Annotated in this window: 15 protein-coding genes and 1 pseudogene; 7 read left to right on the forward strand and 9 right to left on the reverse strand. The window is 55.1% G+C overall.

The annotated features are described in order from the left end of the window. Positions 1-5 precede the first annotated feature (5 nt). Positions 6-1,565 carry a CNNM family cation transport protein YoaE gene (yoaE, locus tag VZP09_RS11755; protein WP_328795158.1) on the reverse strand — a complete coding sequence of 520 codons (1,560 nt, stop codon included), beginning with the start codon at positions 1,563-1,565 and terminating at the stop codon, positions 6-8. Between the two features lie 446 nt (positions 1,566-2,011). Between yoaE and manX the strand changes: the two genes are divergently transcribed. From manX to mntP, 5 genes are all read left to right on the forward strand, one after another. After that, positions 2,012-2,983: a PTS mannose transporter subunit IIAB gene (gene manX / locus VZP09_RS11760; RefSeq protein WP_002910917.1), complete on the forward strand. Its 972-nt coding sequence runs from the start codon at positions 2,012-2,014 to the stop codon at positions 2,981-2,983. Between the two features lie 56 nt (positions 2,984-3,039). Continuing rightward, positions 3,040-3,840 (forward strand): PTS mannose/fructose/sorbose transporter subunit IIC, encoded by an 801-nt coding sequence (locus tag VZP09_RS11765; RefSeq protein ID WP_002910918.1) that lies wholly within the window; start codon positions 3,040-3,042, stop codon positions 3,838-3,840. A gap of 12 nt (positions 3,841-3,852) precedes the next feature. Continuing rightward, entirely contained in the window at positions 3,853-4,704 is an 852-nt protein-coding gene (locus VZP09_RS11770; protein ID WP_004145526.1) for a PTS mannose transporter subunit IID, read from the forward strand. 62 nt (positions 4,705-4,766) lie between these two features. Continuing rightward, complete coding sequence (locus VZP09_RS11775) at positions 4,767-5,225, forward strand: DUF986 family protein (protein ID WP_328795159.1); 459 nt, start codon at positions 4,767-4,769, stop codon at positions 5,223-5,225. A 418-nt stretch (positions 5,226-5,643) separates the two neighbouring features. Continuing rightward, positions 5,644-6,210 (forward strand): manganese efflux pump MntP, encoded by a 567-nt coding sequence (mntP, locus tag VZP09_RS11780; protein WP_002910921.1) that lies wholly within the window; start codon positions 5,644-5,646, stop codon positions 6,208-6,210. A gap of 3 nt (positions 6,211-6,213) precedes the next feature. On the opposite strand, the gene rlmA is transcribed toward mntP, so the two are convergent. The 6 genes and pseudogenes from rlmA to mgrB form a co-directional block, all read right to left on the reverse strand. Beyond that, positions 6,214-7,008 (reverse strand): 23S rRNA (guanine(745)-N(1))-methyltransferase, encoded by a 795-nt coding sequence (rlmA, locus tag VZP09_RS11785; protein ID WP_002910922.1) that lies wholly within the window; start codon positions 7,006-7,008, stop codon positions 6,214-6,216. A gap of 61 nt (positions 7,009-7,069) precedes the next feature. Further along, entirely contained in the window at positions 7,070-8,818 is a 1,749-nt protein-coding gene (gene ftsI, locus VZP09_RS11790) for a peptidoglycan glycosyltransferase FtsI (RefSeq protein WP_002910924.1), read from the reverse strand. Positions 8,819-9,005: 187 nt separating this feature from the next. After that, positions 9,006-9,215, reverse strand: coding sequence for a transcription antiterminator/RNA stability regulator CspE (cspE, locus tag VZP09_RS11795; RefSeq protein WP_001062678.1), 210 nt, complete (start codon positions 9,213-9,215; stop codon positions 9,006-9,008). An 85-nt stretch (positions 9,216-9,300) separates the two neighbouring features. After that, positions 9,301-9,372, reverse strand: a pseudogene (locus tag VZP09_RS11800) (DUF2627 domain-containing protein); the annotation flags it as partial. A gap of 590 nt (positions 9,373-9,962) precedes the next feature. After that, positions 9,963-10,253: a YebO family protein gene (locus VZP09_RS11805; protein WP_002911374.1), complete on the reverse strand. Its 291-nt coding sequence runs from the start codon at positions 10,251-10,253 to the stop codon at positions 9,963-9,965. Positions 10,254-10,327: 74 nt separating this feature from the next. Further along, positions 10,328-10,471 carry a PhoP/PhoQ regulator MgrB gene (mgrB, locus tag VZP09_RS11810; RefSeq protein ID WP_002911375.1) on the reverse strand — a complete coding sequence of 48 codons (144 nt, stop codon included), beginning with the start codon at positions 10,469-10,471 and terminating at the stop codon, positions 10,328-10,330. Positions 10,472-10,630: 159 nt separating this feature from the next. Here mgrB and VZP09_RS11815 point away from each other — a divergent pair, with 159 nt between their 5' ends. Further along, the gene (locus VZP09_RS11815; RefSeq protein WP_004145533.1) at positions 10,631-10,870 is read left to right on the forward strand and encodes a YobH family protein; all 240 of its coding nucleotides are present in this window, start codon (positions 10,631-10,633) and stop codon (positions 10,868-10,870) included. A 56-nt stretch (positions 10,871-10,926) separates the two neighbouring features. Here the strand turns inward: VZP09_RS11815 and kdgR are convergent, their stop codons facing one another. After that, positions 10,927-11,718, reverse strand: coding sequence for a DNA-binding transcriptional regulator KdgR (gene kdgR, locus VZP09_RS11820; RefSeq protein WP_328795160.1), 792 nt, complete (start codon positions 11,716-11,718; stop codon positions 10,927-10,929). Between the two features lie 177 nt (positions 11,719-11,895). Here kdgR and VZP09_RS11825 point away from each other — a divergent pair, with 177 nt between their 5' ends. Continuing rightward, the gene (locus tag VZP09_RS11825) at positions 11,896-13,266 is read left to right on the forward strand and encodes an MFS transporter (RefSeq protein ID WP_002911379.1); all 1,371 of its coding nucleotides are present in this window, start codon (positions 11,896-11,898) and stop codon (positions 13,264-13,266) included. Between the two features lie 65 nt (positions 13,267-13,331). On the opposite strand, the gene htpX is transcribed toward VZP09_RS11825, so the two are convergent. Next, entirely contained in the window at positions 13,332-14,216 is an 885-nt protein-coding gene (htpX, locus tag VZP09_RS11830; RefSeq protein WP_002911381.1) for a protease HtpX, read from the reverse strand. Between the last annotated feature and the right edge of the window lie 197 nt (positions 14,217-14,413).

Here is a 14,413-nt window from a genome sequence, read left to right on the forward strand (position 1 = left end):
GGCGATTACTCTTCTTCGTCGCTCGGCGGACGAGTGACCACCGCGCGCACCAGATCGACCCGGTAATCATTCGCTTCCACTACGGTAAAATGCAGCGGCGGAAGCGACACGACGTCGCCAATGCGCGGGATATGACCATTGGCGGAGATCACCAGCCCGGCAACGGTGGCAATATCCTCATCGTCATTGATCAGTGGATCCAGCCCCAGCGCCTGCTGCAGCGCATGCAGGNCGGTCGACCCCTTAATAAGCCAGCCATCGCCATCGATGACAATCTCTGGCGTCTCATCAGCGTCCGGGAATTCACCGGCGATGGCTTCAAGGACGTCCAGCGGCGTGACCAGCCCCTGCACCACGCCAAATTCATTAGTTACGATGACGAAGCTGCCGCGCGCCCGACGCAGGACCCCGAGCAGATTGATCGGGTCCAGCGTTTCCGGAACGACAATTGCCGGGGAGGCAGAAGCCAGCGCCGCGACGTTTTCCCCCGACTCCAGGGCCACCAGCATCTCTTTCGCCCGCACGATACCAATGATTTCATCCAGCTCTCCGCGGCAGACCGGGAAGAGGCTGTGCGGCGACGACAGCAGTTGACGACGAATTTCATCTTCACTCTGCTCAGCGTCGACCCAGCTGATTTCTCCGCGCGGGGTCATGATGCTGCGCAGGGAGCGCTGGGCCAGGGTCAGCACGCCGTTAATCATGTAGCGCTCTTCTTCCGCAAAGGCGCCCTCAGGAACGGGCACCGCGGCTGGACTGTCTGCGTCATGGCTGACGGAGGCCTGTTTGCGGCCGCCCATCAGGCGCAGGATGGCATCCGCGGTCCGAGCGCGCAGCGGCAGCGTCGACTGGTGGCGAACAAAGTTACGGCGCGCCACCTGGTTAAAGAACTCGATAATGATCGAGAAACCGATCGCCGCGTACAGATACCCTTTCGGAATATGGAAGCCAAACCCTTCCGCCACCAGGCTCAGGCCAATCATCAACAGGAAGCTCAGACAGAGCACGACCACCGTCGGGTGCTGGTTGACAAAGCGCGTCAACGGCTTGGAGGCCAGCAGCATCAAGATCATCGCGATCACCACCGCCGCCATCATCACCGGCAGATGGTTAACCATCCCGACCGCCGTGATCACGGCGTCCAGGGAGAAGACGGCATCCAGCACCACTATCTGCAATACTACTACCCAGAAACTGGCATAGCCTTTACCGTGACCGGCATCGTGCTGGCGGTTTTCCAGCCGTTCATGCAGCTCGGTTGTCGCCTTAAACAACAAGAAGATCCCGCCGAGCAGCATGATGAGATCGCGCCCGGAAAAGGAGAAATCGGCGATGGTAATCAGTGGTTTCGTCAGCGTCACCATCCAGGAGATGACCGACAGCAGCCCCAGGCGCATCACCAGCGCCAGTGACAGGCCGATCAGACGCGCTTTATCGCGCTGCTTCGGCGGCAGTTTGTCCGCCAGGATGGCAATAAACACCAGGTTGTCGATACCGAGCACAATTTCCAGAACGATAAGCGTCAACAGGCCGGCCCAGATTGAGGGATCCATTAACAATTCCATGTACGACTCCGGTTTGCGGCAAGGTCAGTCATCGCCATGCCATGCAGGGGCGCGACACCAGGTGCTGAAAGAAATGCGGGATACGTAGAGGTGGCAATCAGATGCCAGAAAGTGAAAAGACGTCGATGACGGTCCATACTGCGGGCTATGCCCTATACTCCTGAGTAATTAAACGGAAGTTAAACATAGCAAAATATAGATCGAAATTGGAAATAATTTACCTGAATTTGCAATAACTAAGGCTATTTTTTGCGCTGCAAAATTATTCGCAGACGATACGTGATTAACGGATCTTCATCACATTAATTATTTTTTCACTGTCTAAAATAATTCGCGGTAGTAACTATTTTCTATCTTACACCCTAACTGAATCGATTTTGTCCTCAAGAGTGATTCAGGATGTATCAAAGCAGATGATGCATTCACGATAATAAAGGAGGTAGCAAGTGACGATTGCTATTGTAATAGGCACACATGGTTGGGCTGCAGAACAGCTGCTGAAAACAGCAGAAATGCTGTTGGGCGAGCAGGAAAACGTTGGCTGGATCGATTTCGTTCCGGGTGAAAATGCCGAAACGTTGATCGAGAAATACAACGCCCAGTTGGCAAAACTGGATACCAGTAAAGGCGTGCTATTTCTCGTCGATACATGGGGAGGCAGCCCTTTCAACGCTGCGAGCCGCATTGTCGTCGATAAAGAGCATTACGAAGTTATCGCCGGCGTCAATATCCCGATGCTGGTGGAAACCTTCATGGCCCGCGACGACGATCCTTCCTTTGATGAACTGGTCGCCTTAGCGGTTGAAACCGGCAGCGAAGGCGTGAAAGCGCTTAAAGCCAAACCGGTGGAAAAAGCGGCCCCTGCGCCCGCGCCTGCCGCAGCGCCAAAAGCCGCCGCACCGGCCAAACCCATGGGCCCGAACGACTACATGGTAATTGGCCTTGCGCGTATAGACGACCGTCTGATCCATGGTCAGGTCGCCACCCGCTGGACCAAAGAGACCAACGTTACCCGCATCATCGTTGTCAGTGATGAAGTGGCCGCGGATACCGTGCGTAAAACTCTGCTGACCCAGGTTGCGCCGCCGGGCGTCACCGCTCACGTGGTGGATGTGGCCAAAATGATCCGCGTCTACAACAACCCCAAGTATGCCGGACAGCGCGTTATGCTGCTGTTTACTAACCCGACCGACGTTGAACGTATCGTCGAGGGCGGCGTGAAAATCACCAGCGTCAACATCGGCGGTATGGCGTTCCGCCAGGGTAAAACCCAGGTTAACAACGCGATTTCAGTCGATGCCAAAGATATTGAGGCGTTTAAAAAGCTGAACGCCCGCGGTATCGAGCTGGAGGCACGTAAAGTGTCCACCGACCCGAAACTGAAAATGATGGATCTGATCGCTAAGGTTGATAAATAACCCGGCGGATCGCGCCCCAGTTTTCACTTTAAGACTTAATCAACAGGAGAAGTACAATGGAGATTACCCTTCTTCAGATTGTGCTGGTGTTCATCGTCGCGTGTATTGCNGGTATGGAGTCGGTACTTGATGAATTTCAGTTCCACCGTCCCCTGATCGCCTGTACGCTGATCGGCGCCGTTCTCGGCGATATGAAAACCGGTATTATCATCGGCGGTACGCTGGAGATGATAGCCCTGGGCTGGATGAACATCGGTGCGGCGGTAGCCCCTGATGCCGCGCTGGCGTCCATTATTTCCACCGTCCTGGTTATTGCCGGCCATCAGAGCATCGGCGCCGGTATCGCGCTGGCTATCCCGCTGGCGGCGGCAGGCCAGGTGCTGACCATCATCGTGCGCACCATCACCGTGGCCTTCCAGCACGCGGCGGATAAAGCGGCGGAGAATGGTAACCTGACCGCCCTGTCGTGGCTGCACGTCTCGTCCCTGTTCCTGCAGGCGATGCGTATCGCTATCCCGGCCGTTATCGTGGCGATTTCCGTCGGCACCAGCGAAGTTCAGGGCCTGCTGAATGCTATCCCGGAAGTGGTCACCAGCGGTCTGAACATCGCCGGCGGTATGATCGTGGTTGTCGGTTATGCAATGGTCATCAACATGATGCGCGCAGGCTATCTGATGCCGTTCTTCTACCTCGGCTTCGTCACCGCCGCCTTCACCAACTTCAACCTGGTGGCCCTGGGTGTGATTGGTGCGGTCATGGCAATCCTCTACATTCAGCTGAGCCCGAAATATAACCGCGTCGCCGGTGCGCCGGCTCAGGCGGCTGGTAACAACGATCTCGATAACGAACTGGACTAACAGGTGAGCGAAATGGTTGATATGACTAAAAATACCACCGAGAAAAAACTCACACAGAGTGATATTCGTGGCGTGTTCATTCGTTCTAACCTGTTCCAGGGTTCATGGAACTTCGAACGTATGCAGGCGCTGGGGTTCTGCTTCTCTATGGTTCCGGCGATTCGTCGTCTGTACCCGGAGAACAACGATGCGCGTAAGCAGGCGATTAAACGTCACCTTGAGTTTTTCAACACCCACCCTTACGTTGCCGCTCCGGTACTGGGCGTAACGCTGGCGATGGAAGAGCAGCGCGCCAATGGCGCAGAGATTGACGATGGCGCTATCAACGGCATCAAAGTCGGTCTGATGGGACCGCTGGCCGGCGTTGGCGACCCGATCTTCTGGGGTACCGTGCGTCCGGTGTTTGCAGCCTTAGGCGCCGGGATCGCGATGAGCGGTAGCCTGCTCGGTCCTCTGCTGTTCTTTATCCTGTTCAACGCGGTGCGTCTGCTGACCCGTTACTACGGTGTCGCCTATGGTTATCGCAAAGGCGTGGATATCGTTAAAGATATGGGCGGCGGCTTCCTGCAGAAACTGACTGAGGGGGCGTCAATCCTCGGCCTGTTTGTCATGGGGGCGCTGGTTAACAAGTGGACGCATGTGAACATTCCGATGGTGGTGTCAAAAATCACCGGCTCTGACGGACAGGTTCACGTCACCACGGTGCAGACTATCCTTGATCAGCTGATGCCGGGTCTGGTGCCGCTGCTGTTGACCTTCGCCTGTATGTGGCTGCTGCGTAAGAAAGTTAACCCGCTGTGGATCATCGTTGGCTTCTTCGTCATCGGTATCGCCGGCTACGCGGTCGGCCTGCTGGGTCTGTAATTTCCAGGCTGTACGCCGGGGGCTTGCCCCCGGCTTTTTTTTATCAGGAGAAACGCAAAGCAATGACCTTCACGGACCTGGTGATCATCCTGTTTATCCTTGCGCTACTGGCCTACGCGATATATGACCAGTTTATTATGCCGAGGCGAAACGGCCCGGTACTGCTGGCCATCCCCCTGCTTCGCCGCAGTCGCGTTGACGGCATGATCTTTGTCGGCCTCACCGCCATTCTGATCTATAACAACATCACCCAGCACGGCACGGCGATCNCCACCTGGCTATTATCTGCGCTGGCGCTGATGGGGCTCTATTTATTCTGGATCCGTACGCCGAAAATCATTTTTAAACCGCACGGCTTTTTCTTCGCCAACGTGTGGATAGAATATCAGCGGATTAAAGAGATGAATTTATCCGAGGACGGTGTGCTGGTGATGCAATTAGAGCAACGGCGGCTGCTGATACGCGTACGAAATATCGACGATCTGGAGAAGATATACAAACTTCTCATTACAACTCAATGACTTAAAAATATAGCCAGCGCTATATTATTCCCGTTAGCAGCGGAGAAATATTATAGCCACGGCTATATTTCCCGCCTAACCTTATCTTTTTTATTAACTATTTTTTCACTTATAAATTTAAATGAAAATCGTTNTCATTTGGTTATTAAAATAGCCCTCTTCTGTTATTGTTTTATATTCTAAAAATATGTTAAGGTTGCGCCCGTCGTTGGGGAGTAGCCGATTTCCTGCCCGCCAGGAAATGTACGTGTCAACATACTCGTTGCAAAACGTGGCACGTACGGGTTGAAGAGATTCAATCAGGCGAGACCATAGATACATCACTGCTGTACGTATTGCTCAGCCATTGAGCGGCTCCGCGTATGTTTACTGGGGGCAGCGATGTGTCATATGGATTATCCCCGGTCAGGACACGCACATGAATTTATCCGCTACCATTCTTCTCGCTTTCGGCATGTCCATGGACGCCTTCGCAGCCTCCATCGGCAAAGGCGCCACCCTGCATAAACCCAAATTTTCAGAGGCAGTACGCACCGGGCTGATTTTTGGCGCCATTGAAACCCTGACACCGCTGGTCGGCTGGGGGCTTGGCATGCTGGCCAGCCAGTTTATCCTCGAGTGGAATCACTGGATTGCCTTTATTTTACTGGTGTTTCTCGGCGGGCGAATGATCGTCGAAGGTTTTCGCGGCGACAGCGACGAGGCGTGCGAGGCGCCTCACCGACATGGTTTCTGGCTTCTGGTCACCACCGCCTTCGCCACCAGCCTTGACGCGATGGCCGTCGGCGTCGGTCTGGCCTTCCTGCAGGTCAGCATTGTGACCACCGCGCTGGCGATCGGCTGCGCCACCTTTATCATGTCGACGCTGGGGATGATGGTCGGTCGCTTTATCGGCCCGCTGCTTGGCAAACGAGCCGAAATTCTCGGCGGTATCGTGCTGATTGGCATCGGCAGCGAAATCCTCTGGAGCCATTTCGCCGGTTAAGCTTTACGCTTCGCGCTGCCAGCAGTGGATCATAAAATCGGTCTGGCAACCAAAGGTCGGCTGCTGACGCAGCGCGGCGTGCACTTCGGCTTTAGCCCGCCATGCGAACGGCGTCATCTGCAGCAGGGCCTGCGCTTCACTTCCCGTCAGGATCATCGGATAAGCCAGCTGCTGCTGAGCCTCCAGGCGGAACCCCGGCATCGCTTCCGTCTTCAGCTCATGCAGGCGAACTTCATCGTAAATAAGCCCTTTCAGCTCCAGTAAGTGACGGGGACCCGGCGTGGCGGTGATCACCCAACCACCGGGACGCACCACCCGCGCCAGCTCTTCGGCGTTGCAGGGCGCGTAAATGCGCACCACCGCGTCGAAGCTAGCGTCGGAAAATGGCAGGCGCTGGCTGGAGGCCACGCAAAAATTCACCTGCGGGTAGCGTTTTGCCGCCGCGCGGATCGCCGGCTTCGACACGTCCAGCCCCCAGCTGCGGCTGGCGATGGCGGCAAACGCGTGGGTGTAATACCCCTCGCCACAGCCGATATCCAGTAAATCCGTAGGGGCGTAATGTCGCAGCCGCTCAGCGATAGCATCCCGTAGCGGCTGATAATGTCCGGCGTCGAGGAACGCCCGCCGGGCCTGCATCATTTCGGCGCTATCGCCGGGATCGCGCGACCGCTTGAACTGCACCGGTAGCAGATTGACGTACCCCTCTTTCGCCAGATCGAACTGGTGCCGCTGCGGGCAGGAATAGTGGTTGTCGCTACGGCTGAGCGGCGCGTGACAAAGGGGGCAACTGTATGACATGACGGCTCCGGTGTTGCTGAAAGGGCGAAAGTGTAGCGCTATTCGCCCCTGCAGACCACTGTTACAGCGCCGGCCCCTGTGGGTGGCTATCGTGCATTACGATCAGATTCTCCGCCCCTTGCGGCATGCCGTCCGGCATGACGTTCTCCAGCCGCAGGACATCGCCCATGATCTGGCTGAAGACCGGCGCGGACACAGCGCCGCCGTAATAGGAACCATTGCTCGGATCGTTCATCACCACCACCAGCGCGAACTGTGGTCGACTGGCGGGCGCCACGCCGGCGGTATAGGCCACATACTTATCGATATATTTGCCGTCCGGGCCAATTTTCTTCGCCGTGCCGGTTTTTACCGCCACCCGGTAGTCGCGTACCGCCGCTTTGGTACCGCCCCCGCCCGGGAGCGCCACGCTCTCCATCATATGTTCCACGCTATGCACAATACTCTCCGGCATCACCCGCGTGCCCATCACCGGCGGATCGATGCGGGTAATCGACAGTGGTCGCGCAATGCCGAAGCCGCCGATGGTGGCGTAGACGTGGGCGAGCTGGAGCGGGGTGACCATCAAACCATAGCCGAAGGCGAAGGTGGCGCGATCCAGTTGCCCCCAGTAGCGGCGATGCGGCATCAGCCCGGCGCTTTCGCCGGTCAACCCCAGCCCCGTCGGTTCGCCAAAGCCGAAAGCTTTATAGGTATCGATCAGATGCTGCACCGGCATGGCGAGCGAGAGATGGGACACGCCGGTATCGCTGGATTTCTGCAGGATCCCGGTCAGGCTCAGCTCCGGATAATAGCCCACATCGCGAATACGATGGCCATCGAGGACGAACGGATGGGTATCCACCACGCTGTCTGGCTGGACAATCCCCTGCTGTAGCGCAGTCATGATCACCAGCGGTTTGACCGTCGACCCGGGCTCGAAGGTGTCGCTGATGGCCCGGTTGCGAAAATCATCCAGCGTCGCGCTATCGCGATTGTTCGGATTGAAGTCCGGATAGCTGGCCATCGCCAGGATCTCGCCGGTATCAATTTTGATCAATACCGCCGCCCCGGACTCTGCTTTGTTCCAGCGGACGGCGTTGTCGAGGGCGTCTTCCGTCACCGTCTGCAGGCGTTCATCAATACTCAGCTGCAGATTATGCGCCGGTACCGGCGGCACTTCGGTAATGTTCTCAATGACATTACCATGTTTATCTTTACGCACCAGACGTCGCCCGGGTTTACCGGTCAACTGGGCGTTAAAGCTTTTCTCCACCCCTTCGATGCCCTGATTATCAACATTGGTAAAGCCCAGCAGATTGGCAGCCACGTGGCCCGCCGGGTAGAACCGTCGCGATTCATCGCGCAGGTAGACGCCCGGCAGATGCAGTTTATCAATCCACTCTGCCTGCTCGGGATTGATCTGACGCGCCAGATAGAGAAAGCGAGCGTGGGGATGACTCTGTACCCGCTGGGCCAGCTCTCCGAGGTTGAGGTGCAGCGCTTCGGCCATCGCCTGCCAGCGGGGCCCATAGCCCACACCGCCCTTCTCCATAGTGGTCTGCGGGTCGATCCAGATAGCACTGACCGGAACGCTCACCGCCAGCGGCCGTCCTTCCCGGTCGCTGATCATCCCCCGCTCAACCGCTACGGGTTCTTCGCGCAGGGAGCGCATATCTTCTTGTTTTACCAGGTTATCGGGGGAGATAATTTGTAGCCAGCCCACGCGGACCAGCAGCAGCCCCAGACAACCGAGAATGGCCACACACAGTAACCCGAAGCGAATCGGGGTGAAACTGGCGGCGGACTTCGTTTTTTTCTTTAGCACCATAGCTCCGGCATTGTTTTGCAACCAACTGATTTAACAGAAAATTAGCAAAACAGACTGCTACACAATGCTAATAAAGATGAGTATTTGCAACAAGACGCGACGGGAGGGGGAAAAATGACATGCTTTGCAATAAAAATGCAAAAGCCCCGCGCAGGCGAGGCTTTTATACAAGAAGAGTGGTCTTGTATCAGATAGCAGTTACGTTAACTGCAGCCGGACCTTTCTGGCCGTCCTGAATTTCGAACTCAACGTTCTGGCCTTCAGCCAGAGTTTTGAAGCCGTTACCCTGGATAGCGGAGAAGTGTACGAACACGTCTTTGCTGCCATCAGCCGGAGTAATGAAGCCAAAACCTTTAGACTCGTTGAACCACTTAACTTGACCTTTAATCTTTGCCATTTGCAAAATTCCTTAGACTGTTTTCTTCGCCTGCTGGCGTTTACCTAGATAAAACTGACACATAACTGCATGAGGCACTAATTTAAGGTTCGGCAGAGAAGCGGTATTCAACGACAACGTGTTTACTCAGGACTTCTTTACTGAAAATGCCACACATAAACAGAACTGTACCTCGTTTAACCCGAAACGTGTTATCACACACTACGTAAATAATGGCAAGCCATTTTTAAACGTGTCTCGATCGTTCGCACAAATTATAAGGTAATCATTTGATCGCCTGCACATTTATGCGTCTTTGCCGCCCCTGGCAAGGCGCTACAGCATCAGCCAATATCGCCCATTCGTTGCCTCATTACTGCAACTTTTTTACCATAGCTCAACAACTTCGCTTCGTCCAGGTATGTCCGTACACGAACTGCTGTAATGTAAGCGTCTGGTGGGCAACGGTGAATATTGATGCGCATAATTCGTTATAACTCCAGACTAAAAATCGCTAAGCCGTGCCAGTGTAGTGATAATAAAACCTGTTAGTCGTCACGCTAAAAATAGTGCTAATTCTGCACCTTAATAATGAAAAAAAGATGACAGTGTCACGTTACCCAACAATAAACGCGGCGAGAATGACTTTATTTACAGCGTGTAATAAAGAGGATATTGCACTAAGAAAGGAATAATGGAATAAGAATAAGATATTACCGCCCGCTATCATGCAGGTGCGCATCTTATGATGCACACCTGTCGGGCGCCTTAACGTTCAGCTACCAGGCGGATAAACTCATCCTCCCCTTTCGCCTTGCCGGCGACGGTCGGCTCAGCCACATCCTCTTTCTCTGGCGCATTAGCTTCGCACAGGCGACGTAACAGCGCATTCTGCCGCTTTTGCTGATCCAGCAGCGCTTGCAGCAGCTCTATCTGCTCATTCGCCCGCGAACTGGCGCGGTTGACGAAGAACCATAACAACAGACCGACAAGCAGCAGCGCCACGGACACAGCCAGCGATGCCAGATTTAAAATCCCAGGATTTAGTAACTCACTCATTTCACCACCTCAAAGAGAAGGCGTTCATTCTACCACCCGCGGCGCAGAAGGAAATCAGTCGGCAGAAAAATGTCTTACCACGGAATAAATTTATTAATAGTGCAAATGCCGCTGAAAAACTGAACATCCTGGTCGCACATTACGTTAAGCATCTGAGTCCACAGCAACAGGCAGCCTGCTATGATGACTATCAGTAAAACCCACCGTAATTTTTTCACTCCACTCTCCGCATCAGTACGCAATGTCGCCAGGATAGCACGGCCTTCTTAAACCGCGGCTAACTGTATTACGAAAGGTAAGTTTAGGAATCATCGACTTGTTTCAAAACGTGTTCGTGTCAAAATCACGCCAGGGATCATACAAATAATGAGGCATCAATGCGATTAATCATTCGTACTATTATCTTGGTGGCTATCTTATGGATTGGCGTATTATTGAGCGGTTATGGGGTGTTATTCCACAGTGAGGAAAACGTCGGCGGTCTGGGTCTTAAGTGCCAATACCTCACCGCCCGCGGAGTCAGCACCGCACTTTATGTTCATTCCGACAGCGGAGTGATCGGCGTCAGCAGTTGCCCTCTGCTGCGTAAAAGCACAACCGTGGTTGATAACGGCTAACATCGAACCGGCGATCGCGACGTAGCGCCGCGGTCGCCAACCCGGTATCCGCCGCCTCAGAACGGATAGTCGTTGTATCCCATTTGTTCAGAAATCTTACGCGCCGCCTGATGGAGCATCGCCACGTATTCATGCAAGCGTTCTTCAGAGAAACGTAGCGTTGGGAAAGAGATGCTCAGCCCGGCGATGACCACGCCGAAACGGTCAAACACCGGCACGCCAATGCAGCGCAGCCCCTCTTCCTGTTCCTCATTATCCTCGCCATAGCCCTGCTCGCGAACGCCATCCAGCACTTTTAGCAACTCCTCGGTGCTGGTAATGGTCCGCTCGGTGCTGCGCTTATACTCCACGCCGTCGAGGATCTGCTCCACTTCGCTGCGATCGCGCCATGCCAGCAGCACCTTGCCAATCGCGGTACTGTACAGCGGGTTGCGGCGGCCAATACGCGAGTACATCCGCAGGTTATACATCGAGTCAATTTTATGGATGTAGACGATACTGTCTTCATCCAGCGCCCCAAGATGGATGGTCTCTTTCGTCAGTCGCGAAAGTTCGCGCATCTGAATATCGGCGCTGCGCACCAGGTCGACGTTCTGCAGCNCGCGCGCGCCCAGTTCGAACAGCTTGAGGGTGAGAGAGTATTTCTCAGACTCTCCTTCCTGTGCCACATAGCCCAGTGATTTCATGGTCTGTAAAAAGCGATAAACGGTGCTTTTCGACATCATGACGCGCTGGGACAGTTCGGTAATGCCAATTTCACGCTCTTCACTCAGCGCCTGTAGGATGCCGAAAACCTTCAATACCGAAGAGACAGAATCTGGCTGTTTATCCAAATCTGCACCTGCCATTTATCACCTCGTCGTAACTGTTTTATAAAAATTAGAACCGGTTTTTATTATAAATTCGCCGCCTCTGAGCCGCAATCATTCTTCTGCCACTTCGTTACAAATCTGCGACATACTGCGAATTAATCAATGCTAAACTCATCATTCAAAAAACCGTTTCATTTAAGACTCATATTCACCATGGATAAAAATTCTTCTGATGGCGTGCCGTTGCCGCAACGCTATGGCGCCATTCTGACCATCGTGCTTGGGCTGACCATGGCCGTGCTCGACGGGGCTATCGCCAACGTCGCGCTGCCGACTATCGCCAGCGATCTCAACGCCTCACCGGCGGCTTCAATCTGGATCGTTAACGCCTACCAAATCGCCATTGTCATCGCCCTGCTGCCGCTCTCCTTCCTCGGCGACATGGTCGGCTATCGGCGTATCTATAAGATAGGCCTGGTGGTGTTTATCTTTACCTCGCTGGCCTGCGCGCTGTCGCGTAGCCTCGAAATGCTAACCTTCGCTCGCGTCGCGCAGGGATTGGGCGGCGCCGCGCTGATGAGCGTCAACACCGCGCTGATCCGTCTGATTTATCCGCAGCGCTTTCTTGGTCGCGGCATGGGCATTAACTCCTTTGTCGTTGCCGTCTCTTCGGCGGCAGGCCCGACTATCGCCGCAGCGATCCTCTCCCTCGCCTCATGGCAATGGCTGTTTTTAATTAACGTGCCTCTCGGCATCGTCGCCTTTGTTCTGGCCATGCGCTTTCTGCCGCCCAACAGCGCGCGCAGCAAAATCATCCGCTTCGATCTGCCGAGCGCCATTATGAACGCCCTTACCTTCGGGCTGCTGATCACCGCCCTGAGCGGTTTCGCCCAGGGGCAGTCCACTCAGCTGGTGCTGGCGGAGGTCGCCGCTATGCTGGTGGTGGGGTTCTTCTTCGTTCGCCGCCAGCTCACGATGCCCGTCCCCCTGCTGCCGGTCGACCTGCTGCGNATCCCACTCTTCTCTCTCTCTATCTGCACTTCNATCTGCTCCTTCTGCGCGCAGATGCTGGCGATGGTCTCTCTGCCCTTTTTTCTGCAGTCGATGATGGGGCGCAGCGAAGTGGAGACCGGTCTACTGCTAACGCCGTGGCCATTAGCGACCATGGTGATGGCGCCGCTGGCCGGCTATTTGATCGAGAAATGTCATGCCGGGCTGCTGGGGGCTATCGGTTTGCTGATTATGGCCTGCGGCCTGTTCGGCCTGGCGCTGCTGCCCTCGTCGCCCTCCGATCTGGATATCATCTGGCGCATGGCGCTGTGCGGCGCCGGCTTCGGGCTGTTTCAGTCGCCGAACAACCATACCATCGTCGCCTCGGCTCCGAGCCATCGTAGCGGCGGCGCCAGCGGCATGCTGGGCACCGCTCGCCTGCTCGGACAGAGCACCGGCGCGGCGCTGGTGGCGCTGCTATTCAATTTGCTCGGTAACAACGGCACCCACACCGCCCTGCTGCTGGCCGGCACCCTGGCTATCGTCGCCGCGCTAATTAGCGGTCTGCGGGTCACTCAGCCGCGCGCAGCCTGACGGACGGTAAAAAAAATCCGCAGCTTGCGGGCTGCGGATTTTCGTTTTCAGCGTCAGAAGATAGATTATTTCAGATATTCACCGCTACGCAGGGCTTCAATACGCTTATCCAGCGGCGGGTGAGTCATAAACAGTTCGCTCATGGATTTCGCTTTACCGTTAATGCAGAACGCCATCATGCTGCTGGCTTCCTGCGGCTCATAGCTGGTTTTCAGACGCTGCAGGGCTGCAATCATCTTCTCGCGGCCTACCAGACGCGCCGAGCCGGCGTCAGCATGGAACTCACGGTAACGCGAGAACCACATGGTGATTATGCTGGCCAGAATACCGAACACCAGCTCAAGCACCGTGGCGACGGCGAAGTAGATCAGCGGGTTGCCATTGCTGCTCTCCCCTTCATCTTCCCGGTTGCCGCCGAGGAAACCGGCCGCAATCTGCGCGATAACGCGGGAGATAAAGATAACGAAGGTGTTCACCACCCCCTGGATCAGGGTCATGGTAACCATATCGCCATTGGCGATGTGGCTGATTTCATGGGCAATGACCGCTTCCGCTTCATCACGGCTCATGTTTTGCAACAGCCCGGTGCTGACGGCGACCAGCGAGGCGTCACGACGCGCGCCGGTGGCGAAGGCGTTAATGTCAGGCGCGTGATAGATAGCTACCTGCGGCATGGCAATACCTACCTGCTGCGCCTGCTGCGCAACGGTATTCATCAGCCAGCGTTCCGTTTCGTTGCGCGGCTGCTCGATCACTTCCCCACCCACTGACTTCAGCGCCATCCACTTCGACATCATCAGCGAAACGATAGAACCACCGAAGCCGAACAGCAGGGCCATAATCAGAAGACCGGTCATGCTGCTGGATTGGATCCCCGTGAGGCTTAACACCAGCCCGAACACGACCATCACTGCCAGGTTCGTCAGCAGGAAAAGCGCGATTCGCATCATAATTTTCTTTTTACCTCAATTTAACAAAACGCACTATGCGATTACCCACATCGTATGGGTCAGGCTGCAATTTTCAACCATCAGCCCCCGCTAAGTCACGATAAAAACACAACTTTACATTTTGTAGCATCTTGCTGACAGCGGCAGCGCAGGTTGACATTTTGTTAGATGAGCTGAATGGCGATGACAACGCGCAC

Origin of the sequence: Klebsiella sp. EMBS2024 (assembly GCF_036233805.1) — a bacterium.
GTDB classification, from domain to species: domain Bacteria; phylum Pseudomonadota; class Gammaproteobacteria; order Enterobacterales; family Enterobacteriaceae; genus Klebsiella; species Klebsiella pneumoniae.

Coding starts and splice junctions, on each gene's coding strand:
- VZP09_RS11805 (WP_002911374.1), bottom strand. CDS start 10,253: ATGAGTGAGTTACTAAATCCTGGGATTTTAAATCTGGCATCGCTGGCT.
- htpX (WP_002911381.1), bottom strand. CDS start 14,216: ATGATGCGAATCGCGCTTTTCCTGCTGACGAACCTGGCAGTGATGGTC.
- cspE (WP_001062678.1), bottom strand. CDS start 9,215: ATGGCAAAGATTAAAGGTCAAGTTAAGTGGTTCAACGAGTCTAAAGGT.
- ftsI (WP_002910924.1), bottom strand. CDS start 8,818: ATGGTGCTAAAGAAAAAAACGAAGTCCGCCGCCAGTTTCACCCCGATT.
- rlmA (WP_002910922.1), bottom strand. CDS start 7,008: ATGTCATACAGTTGCCCCCTTTGTCACGCGCCGCTCAGCCGTAGCGAC.
- VZP09_RS11815 (WP_004145533.1), top strand. CDS start 10,631: ATGCGATTAATCATTCGTACTATTATCTTGGTGGCTATCTTATGGATT.
- VZP09_RS11770 (WP_004145526.1), top strand. CDS start 3,853: ATGGTTGATATGACTAAAAATACCACCGAGAAAAAACTCACACAGAGT.
- mntP (WP_002910921.1), top strand. CDS start 5,644: ATGAATTTATCCGCTACCATTCTTCTCGCTTTCGGCATGTCCATGGAC.